General features: G+C 72.1%; 17 protein-coding genes and 1 pseudogene. 10 read left to right on the forward strand and 8 right to left on the reverse strand.

Annotated elements, in window-relative coordinates; all coding sequences use genetic code 11:
- Positions 1-36 precede the first annotated feature (36 nt).
- From BMG523DRAFT_RS11490 to BMG523DRAFT_RS11505, 4 genes and pseudogenes are all read right to left on the reverse strand, one after another.
- Positions 37-1,554, reverse strand: a complete 1,518-nt coding sequence (locus tag BMG523DRAFT_RS11490; RefSeq protein ID WP_035732766.1) for an ABC transporter ATP-binding protein — start codon at positions 1,552-1,554, stop codon at positions 37-39.
- A gap of 22 nt (positions 1,555-1,576) precedes the next feature.
- Positions 1,577-2,269, reverse strand: a pseudogene (locus BMG523DRAFT_RS11495) (ABC transporter permease); the annotation flags it as partial.
- A 38-nt stretch (positions 2,270-2,307) separates the two neighbouring features.
- Positions 2,308-3,498 carry an ABC transporter substrate-binding protein gene (locus BMG523DRAFT_RS26435; RefSeq protein ID WP_051623846.1) on the reverse strand — a complete coding sequence of 397 codons (1,191 nt, stop codon included), beginning with the start codon at positions 3,496-3,498 and terminating at the stop codon, positions 2,308-2,310.
- Positions 3,495-4,559, reverse strand: a complete 1,065-nt coding sequence (locus tag BMG523DRAFT_RS11505) for an acyl-CoA dehydrogenase family protein (protein WP_235463096.1) — start codon at positions 4,557-4,559, stop codon at positions 3,495-3,497. The genes BMG523DRAFT_RS26435 and BMG523DRAFT_RS11505 overlap by 4 nt, the downstream gene beginning before the upstream one ends.
- A gap of 244 nt (positions 4,560-4,803) precedes the next feature.
- On the opposite strand from BMG523DRAFT_RS11505, the gene BMG523DRAFT_RS11510 reads away from it, so the two are divergent.
- From BMG523DRAFT_RS11510 to BMG523DRAFT_RS11535, 6 genes are all read left to right on the forward strand, one after another.
- Positions 4,804-5,673: a LysR family transcriptional regulator gene (locus tag BMG523DRAFT_RS11510; RefSeq protein WP_011436832.1), complete on the forward strand. Its 870-nt coding sequence runs from the start codon at positions 4,804-4,806 to the stop codon at positions 5,671-5,673.
- A gap of 80 nt (positions 5,674-5,753) precedes the next feature.
- Positions 5,754-7,028, forward strand: coding sequence for an EAL domain-containing protein (locus BMG523DRAFT_RS11515; protein ID WP_232235112.1), 1,275 nt, complete (start codon positions 5,754-5,756; stop codon positions 7,026-7,028).
- A 120-nt stretch (positions 7,029-7,148) separates the two neighbouring features.
- Positions 7,149-8,435, forward strand: coding sequence for a hypothetical protein (locus BMG523DRAFT_RS11520; RefSeq protein ID WP_011436834.1), 1,287 nt, complete (start codon positions 7,149-7,151; stop codon positions 8,433-8,435).
- Positions 8,436-8,439: 4 nt separating this feature from the next.
- Entirely contained in the window at positions 8,440-9,471 is a 1,032-nt protein-coding gene (locus BMG523DRAFT_RS11525; protein ID WP_011436835.1) for a glutamate ABC transporter substrate-binding protein, read from the forward strand.
- Between the two features lie 125 nt (positions 9,472-9,596).
- On the forward strand, positions 9,597-11,738 hold the full coding sequence (locus BMG523DRAFT_RS11530) for a serine/threonine-protein kinase (RefSeq protein ID WP_235463093.1): 2,142 nt from the start codon (positions 9,597-9,599) through the stop codon (positions 11,736-11,738).
- Positions 11,735-12,799, forward strand: coding sequence for a protein phosphatase 2C domain-containing protein (locus tag BMG523DRAFT_RS11535; RefSeq protein WP_043591142.1), 1,065 nt, complete (start codon positions 11,735-11,737; stop codon positions 12,797-12,799). The genes BMG523DRAFT_RS11530 and BMG523DRAFT_RS11535 overlap by 4 nt, the downstream gene beginning before the upstream one ends.
- 213 nt (positions 12,800-13,012) lie before the next feature.
- Here the strand turns inward: BMG523DRAFT_RS11535 and cysE are convergent, their stop codons facing one another.
- Together cysE and cysK are read right to left on the reverse strand one after the other, a co-directional pair.
- Complete coding sequence (gene cysE, locus BMG523DRAFT_RS11540) at positions 13,013-13,747, reverse strand: serine O-acetyltransferase (RefSeq protein WP_011436838.1); 735 nt, start codon at positions 13,745-13,747, stop codon at positions 13,013-13,015.
- A 6-nt stretch (positions 13,748-13,753) separates the two neighbouring features.
- Positions 13,754-14,683 (reverse strand): cysteine synthase A, encoded by a 930-nt coding sequence (gene cysK, locus BMG523DRAFT_RS11545; protein ID WP_011436839.1) that lies wholly within the window; start codon positions 14,681-14,683, stop codon positions 13,754-13,756.
- Positions 14,684-15,099: 416 nt separating this feature from the next.
- On the opposite strand from cysK, the gene BMG523DRAFT_RS11550 reads away from it, so the two are divergent.
- The 4 genes from BMG523DRAFT_RS11550 (at position 15,100) to BMG523DRAFT_RS11565 (ending at position 19,414) form a co-directional block, all read left to right on the forward strand.
- Positions 15,100-16,314, forward strand: a complete 1,215-nt coding sequence (locus BMG523DRAFT_RS11550) for an MmgE/PrpD family protein (protein WP_011436840.1) — start codon at positions 15,100-15,102, stop codon at positions 16,312-16,314.
- Positions 16,311-17,570, forward strand: coding sequence for a CaiB/BaiF CoA-transferase family protein (locus BMG523DRAFT_RS11555; protein ID WP_011436841.1), 1,260 nt, complete (start codon positions 16,311-16,313; stop codon positions 17,568-17,570). The genes BMG523DRAFT_RS11550 and BMG523DRAFT_RS11555 overlap by 4 nt, the downstream gene beginning before the upstream one ends.
- Positions 17,571-17,653: 83 nt before the next feature.
- The gene (locus BMG523DRAFT_RS11560; RefSeq protein WP_011436842.1) at positions 17,654-18,811 is read left to right on the forward strand and encodes an acyl-CoA dehydrogenase family protein; all 1,158 of its coding nucleotides are present in this window, start codon (positions 17,654-17,656) and stop codon (positions 18,809-18,811) included.
- Between the two features lie 204 nt (positions 18,812-19,015).
- On the forward strand, positions 19,016-19,414 hold the full coding sequence (locus BMG523DRAFT_RS11565; protein ID WP_011436843.1) for an NUDIX hydrolase: 399 nt from the start codon (positions 19,016-19,018) through the stop codon (positions 19,412-19,414).
- Between the two features lie 51 nt (positions 19,415-19,465).
- Here the strand turns inward: BMG523DRAFT_RS11565 and BMG523DRAFT_RS11570 are convergent, their stop codons facing one another.
- Together BMG523DRAFT_RS11570 and BMG523DRAFT_RS11575 are read right to left on the reverse strand one after the other, a co-directional pair.
- The gene (locus BMG523DRAFT_RS11570; RefSeq protein WP_232235113.1) at positions 19,466-20,623 is read right to left on the reverse strand and encodes a glycerophosphodiester phosphodiesterase; all 1,158 of its coding nucleotides are present in this window, start codon (positions 20,621-20,623) and stop codon (positions 19,466-19,468) included.
- 309 nt (positions 20,624-20,932) lie between these two features.
- Complete coding sequence (locus tag BMG523DRAFT_RS11575; protein WP_023840258.1) at positions 20,933-22,519, reverse strand: serine/threonine-protein kinase; 1,587 nt, start codon at positions 22,517-22,519, stop codon at positions 20,933-20,935.
- Between the last annotated feature and the right edge of the window lie 209 nt (positions 22,520-22,728).

Genomic DNA, 22,728 nt, shown 5'->3' on the forward strand with positions numbered 1-22,728 from the left:
CGTACCCGCGACTCACCGTGCGTGCGTACCTGCGACTCATCGTGCGTCCTTTCCTTGGGCGGCGGCGAGTGCGGCCGCGAACCGTTGCCCGGGAATCGCGCCGAGCAGCTCGCGGGTGTGGTCCTGCGTCGGCGCGGTGAGGACGTCGGCCGCCGGAGCACTCTCGACGATGCGGCCGGCGCGCAGCACCGCGACCTCGTGGGCGAGCTGGGCCACGACGGCGAGATCGTGGGAAATGAAGAAGTAGGCGACCCCGAGCTCCTGCTGCAGCCGCAGGAGCAGGGTCAGGATCTGGTCCTGCACCGACACGTCGAGCGCCGAGACGGGTTCGTCGAGGAAGACCAGCTCGGGTTCGATCGCGAGTGCCCGGGCGATCGCGACCCGCTGGCGCTGGCCGCCGGAGAGCTCGATCGGCCGGCGGCCGCGGAACGCGGCGGGCAGGGCGACCTGATCGAGCAGCTCGCGCACCCGGGCGGCGCGGCTGGCCCGGTCGCCGACGCGGAAGGAGAGCAGCGGCTCGGCGATGCTCTCCCCGACGGTGAACCGCGGGTCCAGTGAGGAGAACGGGTTCTGGTGGACAAGCTGGAACCGCCGCCGCAGCGGCCGCAGCTGCGACCAGCCGGCGGAGGTGATGTCCTGCCCGTCGAGGTGGATCCGGCCGCTGGTCGGCTTCTCCAGGCCCATCGCGATGCGCGGCGCGGTGGTCTTGCCCGACCCGGACTCGCCGAGGAGGCCCAGGGTCTGGCCCGCCCGCACCGACAGGGACACCTCGTCCAGCGCCCGGAAGACCCGCTCCCCGCCCCGGGTCCGGGGCAGCCGGAAGTCCTTCGTGATCCCCTCTAGCCGCAGCAGCTCGGGAGCCGGGGGCGCCTCGGGGAAGCGCGGGACGAGGCCGCCGGTGGACGACAACGCCGGCGCCACCTCGATGAGGTGGCGGGTGTAAGGGTCGCGCGGGGTGCGCAGGATCGACGCCGGTGCCCCGCGTTCGACGACCCGGCCGCGCCGCATCACGACGACCCGGTCGGCCTGGTCGGCCGCGACCCCGAGGTCGTGGGTGATGATGAGCAGCGAGGTGCCGGACTCGGCAACCAGGCGGCCGAGATGGTCGGGGATCCGCCGCTGCACGGTGACGTCGAGCGCGCTCGTCGGTTCGTCGGCGACGATGAGGCGCGGATGCGCGGCGATCGCGATCGCGATGAGGACCCGTTGCCGCATGCCGCCGGAGAGCTGGTTCGGGTACTGCCGGGCCCGCAGGACCGGGTTGTCGAGCCCGGCCCGGTCGAGCGCCTCGACCACCTCGGCGGAGACGAGCCGCTTGTCAACGCCGCTGCGGCGCACGGCCTCGGCCACCTGCCCGCCGATCCGCATCGTCGGGTTGAGCCCGACCATCGGGTCCTGCGGGACCAGTCCGATCACCGTGCCGCGGATCGTCCGCAGCACCCGCTCGGACGCGCCGGTCACGCCGGTGCCCGCGACGGACAGCCCGGTGAGCTCCACGATGTTCCGGCCCGCCACGGCGTCCGCCTTCGTGCTCACCGTGCTCACGGCATTCACGCGCTCACCGTGTTCACCATGTTCACCGCTGCACCTCTTCGATCGTGCGGGCAATGTGGTTGAGGCTGAACACGACCAGCCCGACGAACAGACCCGGCAGCAGCGACAGCCAGGGGCTGGTGATGAGGAAGTTGCGCCCGTTCGAGATGAGTGTCCCCCATTCTGCCGCCGGTGGCGGGGCACCGAAGCCCAGGAAGCTGAGCGAGGAGATGACGAGCACGGCCGTCCCGAAGTCGAGGACCGCGAGCACCGCCACCGGACCCCACGAGTTGGGCAGGATGTGTTTCCACAGCACCCGACCCCAGGATGCGCCCCCGGTGCGGGCGGCCTCGACGTAGGCTTGGCCCTTGACCTGGAACACCTGGGCCCGGGTGGTCCGCGCGAACTGCGGCACGAGGGCCACCGCCACCGCGACCGCCATCGGCACCAGGCCGAACCCGAGGGCGGTGACGATCGCGAGCGCCAGCAGCAGCGGGATCGCGAGCAGAACGTCCACCACGCGCATGAGGAACACGTCGATCCAGCCGCCGAAGAATCCGGCGAGGACACCGATCGCGAGACCGACGACGACCGCGATGAGCACGGACGCCCCGGTTGCCCGGACCGTCATGGCGGAGCCGTGGATGACCCGGGTGAACAGGTCCCGGCCGAGTTCGTCGGTGCCGAACAGGTGGTGGAGGCTCGGGCCGCGCAGCTTCTCGGTGGGCGAGGTCGCGATTCCTGGCGAGGATGTTCTCGGGCATCAGTTCCTGCCTAGTTGACCCGGGGCGTCCACGCGACGCGTGGGTCGAGAAGCGAGTAGAGCAGGTCGACGAGCAGGTTGACGGTGACGAACAGGGCCGCGGCGATCAGGACGATCGCCTGCACGACAGGCACGTCCTGGCTGAGGACCGACTGCTGGGCCAGGAGCCCGATGCCGCTGCGGGAGAAGACGGTCTCGACGACCACGGCGTTCGCCACCATGTGGCCGACGAGGACGCCGAACAGGGTCAGCGCGGGCAGCACCAGGCTGCGCCACCCGTCCGTGCCCGTGGCCGGGAACCAGCCGAGGGAGAAGGCGAAGATCTGGATGAGCAGCAGCCCCACGAAGAAGGGCGGCAGCGAGATGGCGACGGCGGGCAGCCGGGGCAGCAGCGCCCGCGCCGGCCCCCACTGGAGGTAGCTGGCGAGGTAGGCGACCGTGACGCCGAGCACCGCCATGAGCACGACGGCGACCGCCGCGAGGGCGAGGGTCGTGGGCAGCTTGTCGGCGAGCAGCGCGCCGACGGTCGTGTTCTGGGTGAGCGAGAGGCCGAAGTCGAGGTGCAGCGCGTCCCAGAGGGGGCGAAAGTACTGCCCGGGCACGGGATCGTCAAGGCCGACGCGGACGCTGTCCTCGGCGATGTAGGTGACGTCGATGCCGTCGAGGTGGGCGGCGCCCTTGAAGGCGACCTTCACCGTGGTGGGGTCGACGACCGTCGTCGCCTTGTAGTTCGCCAGGTAGCTCAGGCCCAGCGTCGACTTGGCGCCGAGCGCGTGCAACCCGTCAAAGGCCGTCTTCACCGCAGCCGCGTCGAGCGTGGTGCCGTCGCTGAAGGTCACACCTTTACGCAGCGAGAACGTGTACTCGCTGGCGTCGGGGCTCACCGTCCAGCTGTTGGCCAGCCAGGGAACGATCTTCCCGGTGCTGGGATCCTGATCGGTCAGTGAGTCGGCGATGTTCCGGTCGAGGCTGCGCGTCTCTATCCAGTACACCTGGTTGGGGTCGACGCAGTTCTGGAGGTCCGACCAGAAGGCGATCTTCAGCCGCCCGCCGGGGACGGGGGTCCCGCCCGACGCCGTGCTGCCGCCGCCGTTCCCGCAGGCCGCGAGCGTGACGGTCGTGAGGACGGAGACGGCCGCTGCGGCCAGCCTTCGCGTCGTTCGGTGCCGGTGCGGGGTAGTCGGGGTAGTCGGGGTAGTCATGGTGATGGTGCTCCTGGAGGTGCTCCTGGAGGTGCTCCTGGACGAGACGACGAGGTCGGCGTCGATTCGGGTGGTGCGGGCGGGGCAGGGGACCGCACAGCGGGAGCTGCGGTGGCGAGGGTCCGGCGACCGGCGATCAGCAGCGCCGTGTCCTCCTGGGGGGGATGGACGCGGACGCAGTGCACGTCGCGCAGGTGCCGTTCGAGCGGGTTGTGCCGCGTCAGGCCGGGGTTGCCGATGGCTGCGACGGCGGTCTGCACGGCGGTGATGGCGGCCCGGGCGACGAGGGGCTTCGCGAGCACCGCACGCTCCGCGGCGTCCGGCGCGCCCTCATCGAAGCGGCGGGCCACCCCGAAGGCGACCTCCTCGGCGGCGACGAGCTGCGCCTCGATCTCCCCGGCGATCGTCTGGATCCGCTCGGTGGTGGCGATCGGCCGGCCCAGCGACGTCGGAACGCGTTCGTTCGCGAAGCGCACGAAGAACTCCTGTGCGGCCCGCGCCACCCCGACATACAGGGCGGTGGCGCCGATCGTGACGGCGGCCAGGCTCGTGTCGGCAGGCTGGGCGGAGCGGGGCACCCCCCGGAAGTTCCCGGTGGGGATCTCGACGTCGGTGTAGATCACGTCGTGGGTGCTGCTTGCCCGCAGCCCGAAGTGGTCCCAGGTGCGCACGATGCGGATTCCGGGGCTGTCAGCCGGCACGATCGCGTGTCCCAGCAACGGGTCGTCGTCCTCGGTCGCCGCCCATGCCAGGTGGTAGCTCAGGCCCTCCGAGCTCGTCGCGTAGCCTTTGTGCCCAGTCAGCACCCAACCGTCGGCGGTACGACGGATCTTCGTGGCGGGCAGTCCGCCGCGGACCGGGGCGCCCAGCTCCGGCTCGGCCCGGACGGCGTTGAGCAGGACCGGCCGGGTCAGCGAGTCGGCGATCATCGTCCGGTAAAGATCGTCGGGCCAGAAGGGATCGCGGGCCTGCCGCACGTGCTGGAAGACGGTCATCAGGGAGCGCAGCGCCGTCGGGCCGGGCGGCGAGGACCGCGTCAACAGCAGCGACAGCAGGAGGATGCGAGGATCCCGAAGTCGACGACTCGCCGCCGCGTCAGCACGCACCGGCCGAGCGGGTCCCGCGCCCGACGGCAGGCCCCGGCCCGGGCCGTGACCAGCCCGTACGCCATGACCAGCCCATACTCGGATGCGCTCGACCTGCCGACCATGTTCCTGAGAGTGGTGCCTTTTCCAACCAATGTCCAACGCGGATTCGTGATCGAACTAATCACGAAACGTAATCAATTCGTGTTATAGTGCGCCCGTGTCCCCCGTGCTCGATGTAACGGCTTTGCGAAGTTTCGTCACCATTGCCGACTGCGGGGGCTTCCGCCGCGCCGCGCACCTGCTGTGTATCTCGCAGTCCGCCGTGAGCCAGCATGTCCGCCGGTTGGAGAAGGCGATCGGCCGCCCGCTGGTCGAGCCGGACGGTCGCGCCACCCGGTTCACTCCGGATGGTGAGCTGCTCCTGACCGCGGCCCGGCGGATCCTCGCCCTGCACGACGGCGCGCTCGAGCAGCTGGGGGTCGGCCGGCGGGAGGGCGGCGCGCCCGCGGAGCTTCGGACGATCACCGTCGGGGCGACCGAGCACGCCGCCGACCATCTGCTGCCGTTGTGGATGTCCACCCTGACCACCGGTTTTCCCGAGGCTCAGATCCGGTTCCGCCTCGACCGGGGAGCCCGGCTCACCGAGGCCCTCGACCAGGGTGCCGTCGACGTCGCCGTGCTCCTGGGAACGGCACGGGGCGCGGTGGCCCGCCCCGCCGGCTGCCTTCCCCTCGCCTGGTACGCCGCCGCCGGCTGGACTCCTCCGCCGCCGGACCGGCCGCTGCCCCTCGTGGCGATCAACGATCCCTGCACCATTCGCAGCCAGGCGTTGAGCACCCTGGCGCGGGTCGGGCGCACGGCATGGGTGGTCGGTGAGGCAGGCCATCTCGCCGGTGTGCTGCACGCCGCCCGCGCCGGGGTCGGGGTGGCTCTGCTCGCCGACGTCGGGCCGGTTCCCCCGGGGCTCGAACGGCGCCACGACCTGCCCGCCGTTGCGCCCGAACCCCTGCACGTGCGCGTGCGTCGCGGAGCGCCACCGCGGCTGGGCCAGCTGGTCGGTGACGCCGTCGAGGCCGCCCTGGCCTGAGCTCCGGCCCGGCATGACAGCGCTCCGGCCCGGCATGACAGCGGGTGGTTTCGGGCATGCCGAACATGGAGGTGGTCCGGATGACGGATGCGCTGTCGACGTTGGGCCCGCCGGCAGGCGTCACACAGCCGGACACAGTAGTGACGGATCTCCTCGAGATCCTGCGCCGGCATCTGCGGATGGACGTCGCGGGGCTGGCCCGGATCGACGGGGATCTGCTTGTCCTGCAGGTTCTCAGCGGGGACGCACGGGGGTTCAGGTTGGCGCCGGGTTCGACGATCCGCCGCGAGCATGCCCTGCTCGGGCGGGTGCTGTCCGGCGAGATACCGGAGATCGTCGCGGACACGCGCACCGATCCGCGCACCGCGGACGCGGGCGTCGTCCGCGAGTTGGGCGTCGGCGCGTACGCCGCGGCGCCGGTCGCCGACAACGACGGCGAGGTGTACGGCATAGTCGGCTGCCTCGCCCACGACGCGCTCCCCCACCCACGCGACCGCGACGTGCACTTCCTGCACCTGTTGGCGGCCTTCCTGAGCGACGCGGTCCTCGACCTGCACCGCCTGTGGGAACAGCGACGCCGCATCTGGCAGGAGGTGAGCGACCTCATCGACGCGGGCGGCCCAAAGATGATCTTCCAGCCGATCTTCAGGCTCACGGACGAGCGGATCGTCGGGGTCGAGGCGCTGTCCCGCTTCCCCCACACGACCGGCGATGCGCAGCAGTGGTACAACGACGCCGCAACCGTCGGCCTGAGCATCGAACTGGAACTCATGGCGATCCGCCACGCGCTGACCGTCCTGCCGACGCTCCCGTCCGACCTCACCCTCGCCGTCAACGCCTCGCCGTCCACCATCACCTCCGGCCTGGTCGACATCCTTCCCGACCGGGGGGCCGATCGCCTCATCGTGGAGATCACCGAGCACGAGCACATCGGCGACGACTCGGAGCTGCTGGTCGCCGTCGGCGTGCTGCGCCGCCGCGGGGTCCGCATCGCGATCGACGACGTCGGCACCGGCTACGCGGGCCTGGAACAGCTCATCCACCTGCGCCCGGAGATCATCAAACTGGATCGGGTCCTCACCCACGGGATCGACACCGATCCGGCCAGGCGCGCCATCGCGACGGGACTGGTGCAGGTCGCCGGCGAGATCGGCGGCTGCGTCATCGCCGAGGGCATCGAAACCCCGATGGAGCTCGACACGGCGATGGCGGCCGGGATCCCCTACGGCCAAGGCTACCTGCTCGGCCATCCCACCACGACCGCCGGGGCCGCCTGGGTGGAGCACTCCGCGCACCGGCCGACGGCCGCCGAACCGGAACCGGTGCCGGCCACCTCCTCCCGGCGGCTCGGCTGAGCCCGTGGCGGCTACCGGCTGGCCCCACAGCCGCAGCGCCAGCACGAGGTACCAGCCGGGGTGACGCCAAGGTGACAGTGTGGCTACCCGGCGGTTGCGCAGGCCATACGCTCACCAGCCATGACCGCGGTGGCTACGGGGGTACGGCGCCGGGCGGCGACCCCGCCGGGCCGGCTGCGCCTGCTGTCCGTGCTCGTGGTCCTCGCGCTCGTCGCACTGTGGGTTACCGCCCTCGGCGCCACGCAGACCCGCCGGCACGCGATCGACACCCTGACCAAGGACAGCGGCGCGTCCTTCATCGCCGCCCAGAGCCTGCGCGCCGAGCTCTGGGCGGCGGACGCCACGGCGGCCCGTGCCTTCCTCGCCGGCGGCGTCGAACCACCGGGGCAGCGTGCCGCCTACGCGCGCAGCATCGCCGCGGCGGGCGACCGCGTCGTCGATCTCGCCCGCGCCGGTGGTCCGCGCCAGCCCCTGGCCGTGCTCTGCGCGCAACTGCCCGTCTACACCGGCCTGGTCGAACGGGCCCGGGCGAACAACCGGCTCGGCCTCGCCGTCGGCGGGGCCTACCTGCGGCAGGCGTCCGCGCTGATGCGGGACACCATCCTGCCCGCTGCCGACGCGCTGGCCACCGCCGACGCCACCGACATCGACCACGGCTACCGGCGGGCGAGCTCCTGGCACCAGGTGTTCCTGGTCGGCGCCGTCGGCGCCGCGACGCTCGCCGGGCTCGTCGCGCTGCAGGTGCGGCTGTTCCGGCGCACCCACCGGATCCTCAATCTGCCGCTGCTCGCCGCCACGGCGCTCACCGCGATCATCCTCGGGTTGACGCTGACCGCGTTCGGCGTGGAACGTGGCCGTCTCGTCGAAAGCCGGGACCACGGGTACGTCCCGATGACGCTGACCGCGCAGGCCCGGGTGCTGGCATTACGGGCATGGGGTGACGAAAGCCTGTCGCTGGTCGCCCACGGCAACGGCGTGGAACTCGACGAGGACGCCCGCGCCGCGGCCGCCCGACTGGGCTACGACGACAGGGGGCGCCGGAGCGGGACCGGGGTTCTGCCGGCGACGGTGGCCCTGCGCGGCCCGGACGGCCCGGCCCGCGCCGCCCTGGAACCGGCCTGGCGCGGATACCAGGCGACAAGCCTGCGGGTCGGTAACCTGGTGTCCGATGTCGGCGGGTTCCAGCAGGCGGTGGCCGTGGCGCTCGGCGAGGGCACGACCTCCTTCACCCGGTTCGACGACGCCTCGGAAGCGGTGTTCACGACCAGCCGTACCCGCTTCGAAGCGCGCCTGTCCGCCGCCGGCGAGGCGCTGAACCGCCTGCCGCTCGGCGCCACCGTGGCGCTCGGGCTCGCCGCGGCCCTGGCCTTCGTCGGCATCCAGCTGAGAATCAACGACTACCGGTGAGCCGATGATGATCATCCGGGTCGCGACGGCGCGAGCGGTGACGGTACTGATTACCGTCGCCCTGGCGGTCGGCGTCACCGCCTGCGGCACGGTCGACAGTCCGCTGCCGGCCCAGGCCCGACCCCTGGCCCCCGCGACGCCGACGCCCCCGCGGCCCGCCGCCCTCACGCCTGCCGCCCTCACGCCTGCCGCCGCGGCCGTGACGCCGACACCCACCTGCGACGATCCGCAGGCCAGCTGGCGCCCGCCGGGCCGGCTGCCCTCGCCGGGCGCGATGCCCACGGGCACCGTCCTGGAGACGATCGAACGCCGCGGCTACCTCATCGCCGGGGTGCTGGCCGACGTCCCGCCCTTCGGGTCGATCAGCCCGTTCACCGGCCAGTTCGAGGGCTTCGACGTGGAGATCGCCAACCTGGTCGGCCGGAGGATCTTCGGCGCGGACGGACACGTGCGGTTCCGCGCGGTCACCTACGCCGAGCGCATCCCGGTCCTGCGCGACGGCGCCGTCGACGTCGTCGTGGCGACCATGACGACGAACTGCGAGCGGCGCGCGCTGGTGGACTTCTCCGCCGTCTACTACAACGAGACGCAACGGGTCCTGGTCCCCCGCGACTCGCCGTACCAGGGGATGGACGATCTCGGTGGGCGACGGGTCTGCACGGCGGCCGGCGCGGCGGCCGGCGCGGCGGCGACCATCCGGCGGGCACCGTCGCGCCCGGTGCTGCGCACCGTGCCGAACATCGCCGACTGCCTCGTGCTGCTCCAGGCCGGGGAGGTCGACGCCGTCATGACCACCACGGCCATCCTCAACGGGATGGCCGCCCAGGACCCGCGGCTGTACGTTGTCGGACCGGCCCTGTCGGACGAGCCGGACGCGGTCGCCGTCAGCCTCGACCATCCGGAACTGACCCGCTTCGTCAACGGCGTGCTGGCCCGCGCGATCGCCGACGGCACCTGGAAACGGCTGGCCCGGCGGTGGCTGTCGGCACCGTTCGCCCCGCCGCCGACGCCACCGGTCGCCCGCTACCGGGACTGACCGATGATGATCTCTCGGTGGGAGATGGACGCGGTCCTGACCCGGCTGCGTTCGGGGGGCGCTCCCCCTCGCCCACCCCTCACCTCAACCCCGATCTCAACCACGATCTCAACCGAGGAGCGTGCGTGAACGCGGTCATCCCCTGCCCGGAGCCGGACTGCGGCGGCGTCGTCGAGGACGGGTCGCGGACCGCACCGAGCCGGCTGGGCGCGGGTCTGGTCGAGGTGCCCGAGCCCTACGTGCCCGAGCCCGACGTGCCGGACCCGGCGTCGATGCTGCTGGCGGACCCGCAGATCCCGGAACGGCGGCGGGCCTGTGCCGGGTGCGGCGCGCCGGTGGGACGCGCCCGGGGCCGCCGGCCCGCGCGTCCCGAGGGCTTCTGCCCGGGATGCGGCCAGCCGTTCTCGTTCCGTCCCACGCTGCACGCCGGTGACCGCGTCGGGCCGTACGAGATCGCGGGGGCCCTCGCGCACGGCGGCCAGGGCTGGATCTACCTCGCCCGGGACCCGAGCGTCGCGGAGGGCTCCTGGGTCGTGCTCAAGGGCCTGCTCGACTCCGGCGACCGCGAGGCACAGGCCGCGGCCATCGCCGAGCGCCGGTTCCTGGCCTCCGTCGACCATCCGGCGATCGTGCGGATCTTCACCTTCGTCGAGCATGCCGGCACGAGCTACATCGTGATGGAGTACATCGGCGGCACCTCGCTGCGGGAGGTGCTGTGCCGGCGTCGGGCCGACGCCGGCCGGCCCGACCCGCTGCCGGTCACCCAGGCCGTCGCCTACCTCCTCGCGGCGCTGCCCGCCTTCGCCTACCTGCACCGAAACGGCCTGGTGTTCGGCGACTTCACACCCGACAACGTGATGCTCGGCCGGGAGACACCGCGCCTGATCGACCTCGACGCGATCCGTCGCATCGACGACGGCGCAGTAGCCGGAGCCGGCTGCGGCACCCTCGGCTACCAGGCACCCGAGGTGCCCACCACCGGCCCCTCGGTCGCCTCCGACCTGTTCGCCGTGGGACGCACTCTCGCGACCCTCATCCTGGACTTCCGCGGTAACACCTCGACCTACCTGCACACGATGCCACCGGCGGCGGACCATCCCGTCCTCGCCCGGCACGAGTCGCTGTACCGGTTCCTGCTCAAGGCGACCGCGCCCGATCCCGACCGCCGCTTCACCGGCGCCGAGGAGATGCACGACGAACTGCTGGGGGTGCTGCGGGAGATCGTCGCGGCCGAACGCGGGACACCGGCCCCGGCGCCGGCGCCGAGCCGGCGGTTCACCGGCGACCTCCACCCCACCGGCGAAGGTGGCCTCACCGGCGAAGGTGGCCTCACCGGCGAAGGTGGCCTCACCGGCGAAGGTGGCCTCACCGCGCTGCCGCCGTGGTCGGTGCTGCCCCGGCTACGGGCCGACCCCGACGACCCGGCGGCGGACCCGCTCACCGCCCTGCCGGACCTCGCGCCCGAGCAGCTCGCCGAGCTGCTCGGTGCGATGGGAACCACCAGCGTCGGGGCGCGCCTGCACCTGGCCGACCTGCGGATGCGCCTGGGCCGGACCGCCGCCGCCCGCGAGATGCTCGCCGAGATCGAGGCGGAGGACCCCTTCGAGTGGCGGGTGGACTGGCAGCGCGGGCTGCTGGCACTCGCCGACGGCGACACCGCCGCGGCCCGCGGCGCGTTCGACCGGGTCTACGACGAGGTCCCGGGCGAGCTCGCGCCGAAGCTGGCGCTGGCGCGCACCGCGGAGGCCGCCGGCGACCTCCCCCGGGCGCAGCAGCTGTATGACCTGGTGTCGCGCACCGACGACGCGTTCACCGGCGCGGCGTTCGGGCTGGCGCGGGTGCGGATCGCCGCGGGCAACCGCGACGGTGCGGTGGCCGCCTACCGCCGGGTACCACCGGCCTCGGCCGCCCACGTCGACGCCCAGATCCGGCTGGCCCGGGTACTCGGCACGGTGACCGTGGCCGGCGTCCCCAACCGGGCCGGCATCATGGCCGCGTCGGACGTGCTGGCCGGCCTGGACCTCGACTCGGGCCGCCGGGCCGCTCTCACCCGGGATCTGCTGACCACCGCGCTCGACCTGGTGGCGGCCGGCACGCTCCCGGTGGACCCGGGCGTCACGGTCGCCGGTGCCGCACTGCGGGAAGCGGACCTGCGCTTCGGCCTGGAACGCGCCTACCGGGAGCTCGCCCGGCTGGCCGCGACCACCGACGAGCGGTACGCCCTCGTCGACCTCGCCAACCGTGTCCGCCCGCGGACCCTGGTATGAACGCCGGACAGCGGCCGGGACCGGCGTCGGGGCCACGGGACCCCGGCCTGGCGGACCCCGGCACGGCGGACCCCGGCACGGCGGACCCCGGCACGGCGGACCCCGGCACGGCGGACCCCGGCACGGCGGGACGCTGCCCCGGCTGCGCGGCGCCGGTCCTTCCCGACGACCGGTTCTGCGAACGCTGCGGCGTGGCCCTGACGGCGGCCGGCCGCGAGCCCGGCGACCGGATCGATGTCGACCTGACGATCGCGGCCGGCGTGTCGGACCGCGGCCTCGTCCACCGGAGCAACGAGGACGGGTTCGCCCTCGCCGTCGTCGGCCCACCCGGGCCAGCCGGCCCGGCCTATCCAGCCGACCTGCCCGGCCCGGCCCGCCCGGCGGTCGTGGCGGTCGTGTGCGACGGGGTGTCGACGGCTCCCGGCTCGGGACCGGCCGCCGTGGCCGCTGCCCGGGACGCCACCGCCTTCCTGGCCGACGCCGTGGGCACGCCGAGGTCTCCCGAGCCGACGGGCGGCGGCGTCCCCTGGGAGAACGCCGCGCTGCGGGCGGCGGCCGCGGCCGCCCAGCGCAGCGCCGTCGCCTCGATCACCAGCCCCGACGACGCGCCGGCCTGCACGTTCGTCGCGGCGATCGTGACGGCGGACCGGCTCGCCGTCGGCTGGCTCGGGGACAGCAGAGCCTACCTACTCGGCCCGCGGGGCGCGCACCTGCTGACCGAGGACGACACGCTGGCGGCCGAGGCGGTGCGGGCCGGCCTGCTTCCGGCCGAGCTGGCCGAGACGGCGCCCGGCGCCCACACCATCACCCACTGGATCGGGACGGGCAGCGGGTCGGCGGTACCGCGCGTCGTCTCGCTGCCCCTCACCGGGCCGGGACGGGTGGTGCTGTGCAGCGACGGGCTGTGGAACTACGCCTCGGCCGCCACGGCCCTCGCCGGTCACGTCGGGCGCCTGCCGGCGGACGCGCCCGCCGCCGCGGTCGCCCACCATCTCGCCTCGGTGGCGCTGGCCGCCGGCGGCGCGGACAACATCACCGTGGTCGTCATCGACATATTCTGACTCAGCTCCAGAATTGCGAGGTCTAAACCGACGGAATCAAGTGGTTATGGCGACGCATGCTTTGCCGGCAAATCCTGGCTCGACCGGATCCCCAGGGACACCGGTCGAGCCAGGGGCGTCACCGATCAGGTCGTTGATCAGGTCGTTGATCAGGTCGCCGATTAAGGTCGTTGATTAAGGTCGTTGATTAAGGTTGTTGATTAAGGTTGTTGATCAGATGGAGAAGTCCTCGCCGTGCCACACACCGGCCTGGGGCGGGCGGATCGTGGGACGGGCTGCGACCCGCCCGTCGGCGCGGCCGTCGGTGTTCCCGGTGTTCCCGTCGAGCACCGCCTCCAGCTGGTCGACCCGGGTGAGCAGGGACTTCAGGCTGACGCCGACGAGGTCGGGGAGCACGTCGTCCTGACCGGGCAGGGCGGTGGCCGGCCGGGGACGGCTGGGAGTGATGACCTGGCCGGGGACGCCAACGACCACTGAGCCGGGCGGCACGGGCCGCACGACGACGGCGTTGGCCCCGATGCGGCTGTCCGAGCCGACGGTGATGTTGCCGAGAACCTTGGCGCCGGCACCGATGATCACTCGGTCGCCGATGGTGGGGTGCCGCTTGGTCGGTTCCAGGCTGGTGCCGCCGAGGGTGACCCCGTGGTAGATCGTGACGTCGGCGCCGACCTCGGCGGTCTCCCCGATGACCACGCCGGTGGCGTGGTCGATGAAGACGCCGGGGCCGAGCGTGGCGGCGGGGTGGATCTCGACCCCGGTGAGCATGCGGGTGAGCGTGGCAACCACGCGCCCGGGCAGCCGCAGGTCACGGGTCCACAGCCAGTGGCTGATCCGGTGGCCCCAGACGGCGTGCACGCCGGGATAGCACAGGGCGATCTCGAGGGTGGAGCGGGCGGCCGGATCCCGTTCCTTCACCGTGCGCAGGTCATGGCGCAGCGTCGAGAGCACAGCCGGTCACCCGAGCCCGGCGAACAACGGTGTGCTCAGGTAGCGCTCGCCGAAGTCCGGAAGCACGACGACGACCAGCTTCCCGGCGTTCTCCGGGCGGCGGGCTACCTGCAGCGCCGCCGACACCGCCGCGCCCGAGGAGATGCCCACCAGGAGTCCCTCCTCCTGGGCCAGCCGGCGGGCCAGGTCGAAGGCGTCCTCACCATCGACCTGGATGATCTCGTCGACGAGGCCGGTCTCCAGGACCGGCGGGACGAACCCGGCGCCGATGCCCTGGATCGGGTGCGGTCCCTTCACGCCGCCCGAGAGCACCGGCGATGCCGACGGCTCCACGGCGACGAACCGGGCCTCGGGCCTGCGCTCCTTGATGACCTGGGCGACGCCGGTGATGGTCCCGCCGGTGCCGACTCCGGCGACGAGCACGTCGATCTGCCCGTCGGTGTCGCGCCAGATCTCCTCGGCGGTCGTGGCGCGGTGGATCGCCGGGTTGGCCGGGTTCTCGAATTGCTGCGGGATGAGGTACCGTTCGTCGTTCTTCGCGAGCTCCTCCGCCTTCGCGATGGCGCCGGGCATGCCCTCGGCACCGGGGGTGAGCACGAGCTCCGCGCCGAGGGCCCGCAGCAGCATCCGCCGCTCGGTGCTCATCGTCTCAGGCATCGTCAGGACGCAGCGGTAGCCGCGGGCGGCGCACACCATGGCCAGGGCGATGCCGGTGTTCCCACTGGTGGGTTCGAGGATGACGGTGTCCGGCCCGATCAGCCCGGCCCGCTCCACGGCGTCGATCAGGGCCACACCGAGACGGTCCTTCACGCTGTGCGCCGGGTTGAAGGACTCCAGTTTGGCCACGACCTGGGCTCCCACTCCGTCCGTGACGCGACGCAATCGGACCAGCGGCGTGTTGCCGATCAGTTGCGTGATGTCTTCCGCGATCCTCATCGATGTTCTCCTCTGCCGGGCCCCGTGGTCATCCACTCTGCCAGGCCCGCACCTTCCCGACCTTCCTGACGACCTCGACGGGCCTGCTGGTTCGTCCACGGCCGGGAAAGTTAGGCCCACAGGTCCCCCGGGCCAACATCCGGAAGCCCCGGCCCGCCGGGTCGTCGTACCTGTACCGGCGTACCTGTACCGGCGCCTCAGGCCAGGCGCACAGTAGCCATCAACCCCCGGCAGCCATCAACCCCCCGGCAGCGAGTGCCTGGGTGGACTCCACGGTGACCATGCCGCTCAGCGAGTCACCGATCACTATTAGCCGTACATTATTCTCCGGACGGGTATGTGCGCCGCGGACACGGGCGATCCAGACACGGGCGATCCAGGTGTGGCCCCGCGCTGGCGGGAGTCGGGAGTTGTGGATGGAACCGACCGCCGAGACGTTGGCCCGGTGGGCGCACGACTACGCGCCGAGTGCCGCGGACCTCGACCTGGCGCAGCGCTCGCTGCTCGACACGATAGCGGTCACGCTCGCCGCCCGGCAGGACGATCTGGTGGCGCTGTCGGCCGGGCTGCCGGACGCGGCGCGCTGGGCGGCGGTCGGGCACGTCCTGGATTTCGACGACCTGCACCTGGAGTCGACCACCCACATCAGCGTGGTGTGCGTCCCCGCGACGCTGGCCGTCGGCGGGGACGCCCGCGCCTACCTGGCGGGGGCCGGGATGATGGCGCGGCTCGGGGTGGCGCTGGGCTGGTCGCACTATGCCGGCGGATGGCACGCCACCTGTACGGCCGGGGCGCCGGCCGCCGCCGTGTCCGCGTCGGTGGCGCTGGGCCTGTCGGCCGAGCGGATCGCCACCGCGATCGCGCTCTCGGTTCCCGCGGCCGGCGGGGTGCAGCGGGCATTCGGTTCCGCCGGCAAGTCCCTGCAGGTCGGCTTCGCCGCCGACGCGGGAGTTCGGGCGGCGAGGCTGGCCGCCGCCGGCGCCACCGCGGATCCGACCGCGCTGGATGCATGGCTCCGACTGGTCGGCGGCGACCCGGACCGCATCGACGTGACCGGCCCGGCGGTTCCCGGCGGGCTGGCGATCAAGATTTTTCCCTGCTGCTACGCACTGCAACGCCCGATCAGCGCGCTGCGCGAGCACCTGCCTGCCGACGTCGTCGCCTCGGGCATCACCGCGATCGAGGTGAGCACACCCGAGGGCGCGGTGCAGCCACTGATCCACCATCGGCCCCGCACCGGGCTGCAGGGGAAGTTCAGCCTTGAATATGCCATCGCCGCCGCACTGCTAGACCCCCATCCCGGCTTCGGGAGTTTCACCGACCTCGCCGTGACCCGACCCGAAGCCCAGCGTCTGCTCCAGCTCGTAGCCGTCACCGAGACCCCGGGCGGTGACGGGCTGCTCTCCGGCCGCATCGATATCACGCTCACCCTCAGCGGTGGCGCCCGGTACTCGGTGAGCCAGCGGCTGCCACCCGGGTCGCCCGGGCGGCCACCTTCGGACCAGGACCTGCGCGCCAAGATCGCCGACTGTGGCCCCGACGTTCCCGCGCTGCTGACCGGACTGGACTGGGCGCGTGCCGCGACGCTGCTGGCAGACCACCTGCCTGGCCAAAGGAGCGGCCTGACGTGACCGAGCACCACATGACCGAGCACCAGCGGCACCGCACTGCGCCGGGCGCCGCCCCGGACTCCCCTTCGCCGCACGTCCCGCTGCCGTTGGCCGGGGTGACCGTGGTCAGCCTGGAGCAGGCCGTCGCGGCCCCGTTCGCCACCCGCCAGCTGGCTGATTTCGGCGCGCGGGTCATCAAGATCGAACGGCCCGACGGCGGCGACTTCGCCCGCCGCTACGACGTGTCGGTGCACGGCCAGTCGAGCTACTTCGTGTGGCTCAACCGCTCCAAGGAATCCCTCACCCTGGACGTGAAAACCGCCGAGGGGCGCGCGGTTCTGGAGGAGCTGCTGGCCAGGGCCGACGTGCTGGTGCAGAACCTCGGCCCCGGCGCCGCCGCTCGCCTCGGCCTCGACGCCTCGTCCCTGGCCGACCGGCACCCTCGGGTGATCCCCTGCACGATCTCCGGCTACGGTACCGACGGGCCCTGGGCCGACCGGAAAGCCTACGACCTGCTCGTGCAGTGCGAGACCGGCCTCGTGTCGCTGACCGGTAGCCCGGACCAGATGGCGAAGGCCGGGATCTCGGTCGCCGACATCGCCGCCGGCATGTACGCCTACACCGGCATCCTCACCGCCCTCTACCGGCGCGCCACCACGGGGTCGGTCTCCGCGGTCGAGGTATCGTTGTTCGAGGCCCTCGCCGAGTGGATGGGTTCACCGGCCTACTACACCCGGTACGGCGGGCGGCAACCGGCACGGGTCGGCGCTCAGCACGCCACCATCGCCCCCTACGGCCCGTTCACCACCGCCGAGGACCAGACGGTGCTGCTGGCCATCCAGAACGAACGCGAATGGCACGCCTTCTGCCGGATCGTGCTCGACGACCCGACCCTGACCGAGGACCACCGCTTCGCGACCAACTCCGCACGCGTCGCCCACCGCGACGCCCTCAACGGGGTGATCGCGGACCGATTCGCCGCGCTCGATACCGGCACAGTGCTGGCGTTGCTGGCCAAAGCCGGTATCGCCAACGCCCGACTGAACTCCGTCGCCCACTTCCTCGACCATCCCGTCCTGACTGGCCGCGACCGGTGGCGCACCGTTGCCACCCCCGGCGGCGACATCGGTGCCCTCCTGCCTCCGGTCACCCTCACCGACCTGGACCCGGTGATGAACCCCGTTCCCGCCCTCGGCGAACACACCGACACCATCCTGCGCAGCCTGGGCCGCACCGATACCGCCATCGCCGCGCTCCGTGCCGACGGCGTCATCTGACCTCCGCCGACCCCCGGCCCCCCATCCAACGAGGACCAGCCATCCAAGAGCCATCCAAGAGGACCAGCCGAAGAGGACCCGGCGTGAGTACCTTGACCGCAGAAGAAAAAGCCATCGTCGACACCGTGCGCGACTTCGTCGATCGGGAGGTCCGCCCGGTCGCCCGGGACCTGGAACACGCCAACGACTATCCCGAGAAGCTCATCGAGCAGATGAAAAAGCTCGGCATCTTCGGCCTGACCATTCCGGAACCCTACGGCGAGGTTGCCGTCTCCACCCCCTGCTACGTCCAGGTCACCGAGCAGCTCGCCCGCGGCTGGATGAGCCTGGCCGGCGCGATGGGTGGCCACACCGTCGTCTCCACACTCATCCTCACCTTCGGCACCGAGCAGCAGAAGCTGCGTTATCTGCCCGCACTGGCCAGCGGTGAGATCCGCGCCACGATGGCGTTGACCGAACCCGCTGGAGGTTCCGACCTGCAGGCCCTCACCACCAGCGCCCGCCGCGCCGGTGAGCACTACGTGGTCAACGGGTCGAAGACGTGGATCACCAACGCCCGCCGCTCCCAGCTGATCGCGCTGCTGTGCAGGACCGATCCGAAAGCCGAGCCCAGGCACAAGGGCATCAGCATCCTGCTCGTCGAACCCGGCGACGGATTCACCGTGTCCAGGGACCTGCCAAAACTCGGCTACAAGGGCGTCGAAAGCTGTGAGCTGTCCTTCGATGACTACCATGTCCCCGTCGATGCGCTGCTCGGCGGTGAGGAAGGCCGCGGATTCGCGCAGATGATGAAGGGCCTGGAGATCGGCCGGATCCAGGTCGCCGCCCGCGCCCTCGGTGTCGCCCGCGCCGCGCTGGACGACGCACTGCGTTACGCCCAGGAACGCGAGGCCTTCGGCAAGCCGATCTGGAAACACCAGTCCATCGGCAACTACCTCGCCGACATGGCCACCAAGTACACCGCTGCCCGCCAGCTCGTGCTCCTGGCCGCCGACCGCTACGACGCCGGCGACCGATGCGACCTGGAAGCCGGGATGGCCAAGCTGTTCGCCTCGGAAACCGCGATGGAGATCGCGCTCAACGCGGTCCGGGTGCACGGCGGCTACGGCTACTCCACCGAGTTCGACGTCGAACGCTACTTCCGTGACGCCCCACTCATGATCATCGGCGAAGGCACCAACGAGATCCAGCGCAACGTCATCGCCGCCCAGCTCGTCGCCCGAGGGGGAATCACCCCTTGATGGGAATCATCCCTTGACCAGCATCGCCGCCGTCCGTACCCGGCGACGTCCGGCGATCCTCCCGATCATGGTGCCGGCTGAACCGCGGAGGGTCAGGCACGGTTCACGACCTGCGGGCCGTGCCGAACCCTCCACACTCAACCCTCCACACTTTTCCGTCGCGACGTCGGCCTCCTCCCTACACTGGTTCCCGTGACGGCGGCGGTGGGCAAACGGCAGGCCGTGGTCGCGGTGCTGCTGAGGGCCGGTCGCGTACTGGTCATCCGGCGTGGGCCGCAGGCGCGGAGACCGGGCTACTGGGCTCCGCTGAGCGGCCGGATCGAGCCCGGCGAGAGCCAGGCGGCGGCGCTGGTTCGCGAGGTCCGTGAGGAGGTGGGGCTGGCGGTCACCCCCCTTGCGAAGGTCTGGGAATGCGACACCGACGACGGCAGCTACCAGCTGCACTGGTGGACCGCCGAGGTCGGATCCGACGAGGAACTGATCCTCGACCCGGGCGAGGTGAGCGACGCCCGCTGGGTGACGCCGCACGAGTTCACCCGGCTGGAGCTCACGTTCGCCGGTCACCACGAATTCTTCGAACGGGTGCTTCCGACCCTCGGTTAACCGGCTGTCCGATGTCGAGGCGGACCTGCCGGCGGGTCATTGTGGGGCGGGTCATTGAGTGGCGTGGTGGCCGGCCGGTGGGGGTCCGGGGTTCGGGAGGCCGGCGGCGACGGCCCGGGCGCGGACGCCGATATCGGCCTGGTCGGTGAACAGCCCGTCGATGCCCGTCTTGAGATAGGCAACCTGTTCGTCGACGGCCCGGCCGAGGTCGCTGGGGTTGGCGCCCACCTGGTAGTCCTTCGGGAGGAAGGTGTTCTCCGCGCGGAAGGTGTACGGGTGCACCACCAACCCGGCGGCGTGGGCGTCGGTGACCAGGGAGGTCGGGGTACCCAGCGTCCCGTCCCCGGCCCGGGGGATGATCTGAAGCTTGTCCGGGCCGATGCCGTTCGCGTAGCGGGCGATCTGCCACAGCCCGGCCAGCGTCGACAGATCCTGGTACGTCCGCGGGTCGCCGGCATTGACGAGATCGAACGGTGCGCCCGTGGCGGACAGCAGCTGTACCGAGGCCGTGCGCAGGCCGAGTGTGCGCAGCTCGCAGAGATTCGTGGTCTCAAAGGACTGGACGTACACCGGCGCGCCCCGGTGGTTCAGGCCGTACCGGACCAGGATGTCCAGCAGCCGCCGCTCCAGGGGCAGGCCGGCCTTGGCGAAGTAGGTCGGGTGCTTGGTCTCCGGGTAGACGCCGATCTCGCGGCCGAGTTCCCGGGACAGCCGGGCGCGCAGGTCGAGCAGTTCGGTGAACGTCGGGATCTCGGACTGGCCGTCGTACCTGGTGTTCCGCGGGCGGACCTCGGGCAGCCGTTCCTTGGCGCGCAGCGTCTTCAGTTCGGCCAGGGTGAAGTCCTCGGTGAACCAGCCGGTGGTCGCGACGCCGTCGAGAATCTTCGTCGTCCGGCGGGCGGCGAACTCGGGATGCGCGACGACGTCGGTGGTTCCGCCGATCTCCGGCTCGTGCCGGCAGACCAGGACGCCGTCCCTGGTGGACACGAGGTCCGGCTCGACGAAGTCGGCACCCAACCGGGCGGCCAGTTCGTAGGAGGCCAGGGTGTGCTCCGGGCGGTAGCCGGCCGCTCCCCGATGCCCGATCACCAGTGTCGGGCGACGCTGGCCACCGCCGGAACCAAGGGCGCCCGCCGGGGCGACCGACGCGGCTACCGGGACGAGGAGAGGGACGGCGGCGAAAGGCGCTGCGACGATCCCCGCGAGCACGCGACGACGGTCCACAAGTCCTCCAGCGCAGCGGCGACGACCCTCGCCGACGGAGCGCCCATAAAGCCAACCGGAAACAGCCGACCAACGAACGGACCACGTGTTACCCGCCGTGGTCGCCCAGATGGCACTTTGATGAACCTGGCGCACGAACAGCCGGCCGTAACCATCAGCCGCGCGCAACGGTGACGACCTCGGTCAGCCCGCCTCCGTCAGCGTGCGGACCGCGGTGACACGAGCGGCCCTACAGCCGGCCGGTCGGTACGGGCCGCTACGGTGCTGTGCCGGGCAGCGGGGAACAGAACCCGCTCAGCCCGGGGCTGCCGGGGCGGCCGACACCCGGACACCGCAGGTGAGGTTGGCCAGGTAGACCTGGGTGCGTCCGCTCGGGTCCAGCAGCAACGGCGGACCGCCGCGGGCCGCGGTACCGAAGCTGATCTCCCGGCCGTCGGCGGCGTCGTGGAGCTGCAGCCCGCAGTCGTCCGAGCCGGCGAAGTCCACGACCTCGACCCGGACAAGGCCCGAGGCGACCTCGAACGCGTCGGTGTCGCCGGTGCCGGCCTGCTGGGCGAAGGGCAGGACGGCCGTCCCCGATCCGGAGCGGGCCGTCACCGAGCACCCGGGGTCGTTGGCCCGCCAGTGGAAGCCGCCGACAAGCGGTACCTGGAAGGTCTTCGCGCCGTAGACCTCCTTGATCGCCTTCTGCTCGCCGGTGCTGTCGCTGGTCACGGTGATCGTGCACCCGTTGTCGGTGCCCTCGATCTGGTCGATGATCGCGAGACGCCACGGCGCGTCGGCGGTGAAGGACTGCCGGCCACTCGCCGAGTTGTCCGCGCTCGAGTTGTCGCCCCCGATCACCAGCACGGCGGCGAGCGCCCCCGCGAGCGCGAGGATCACGACGGTGCCGGCGCCCACCAACAGCCAGCGACGGCGACGGCGTGCCCGCGGCTCGGATGAAGCCGGGATCTGCGGTGCAGCCGGGATCTGCGGTGCAGCCGGTGGGGTGGGTGTCCGGGCGGCGTCGGGAAGGACGCGCGTCACCGGGATCCGCGCCCCCCGGGCGTGACCGACGAGCCGCTCGCACAGGTCGAGCGCGGTGGGCCGTTGCGGCGGCTGGCGGTCGAGTGCCTCGCGGACGGGCGCGTGCAGCTCCGGAGCGAGCCGGTCGAAGTCGATCTGGAACTCGGCGGCCGCGATCCGCGACGCCACCGCGTCGGCGGAGCCGCTGCCGAACGGCGGCTGGCCGGTGGCTGCGAAGCAGACCAGGGCCCCCCAGCCGAACACGTCGCTGGCCGCGGTGACCTCCCCGCCTGTGGCCTGCTCCGGCGAGAGCCACCCGGGCGTGCCGACGACTCCGCCCACCGCGGTCAGCGGGCGCGCCTCGGCCGCCGCGGCGATCCCGAAGTCGATGACCTTCGGCCCGTCCGCGGTCCACAGCACATTGGACGGTTTGAGATCGCGGTGGATCAGGCCGGCCGCGTGGATGGACGCCAACGCCTCGGCGAGCCCGGCCGCCAGGATGATCTGCTCCCCGGTGGACAGGGGGCCGGCCGCCGCGACCTGGGCGGCGAGGTCCGGGGCGTCGACGAACTCGGTGGCCAGCCATGGACGTTCGGCCTCCAGCTCGAAGTCGACGAGCCGGGCGGTGTGGGCACCGCCGACCCGGAAACACGCCTGGACCTCGCGATGGAATCGCGCCCGGAACTGCGGATCGTCGGCGTACTCCGGTCGGATCAGCTTGACCGCGACCTGGCCGAGGGGACCCTCGGCCAGGTAGACCACACCCATCCCGCCGGCACCGAGCCTGCCCAGCACCCGGTGCCGGCCCAGCGACCCCGGATCCGTGGCCCGCGGCGGCTGCATCCTGACGCCGTGCGCGTCGCCCGGCACATCCACCCCCGTCTGCTCACCGCCGCCACCGAGCGGGTCGCCCCACTATCGCCGAGGCCTGCGACGGTGACGAGAGCACCCCGACGATCGCTACTTTTCGTAGTCGTCGCACGCGACGAGGGTGCGCGACCGCCCCGCCGACGGCCGTACCGGCCGGACAGCCGAGGCGACGGCGTCCGTGACGGCATCCGCGACCGCGTCTGTGACGTCTTAAT

Source organism: Frankia sp. BMG5.23, from assembly GCF_000685765.2.
Taxonomy (GTDB): Bacteria; Actinomycetota; Actinomycetes; order Frankiales; family Frankiaceae; genus Frankia; species Frankia casuarinae.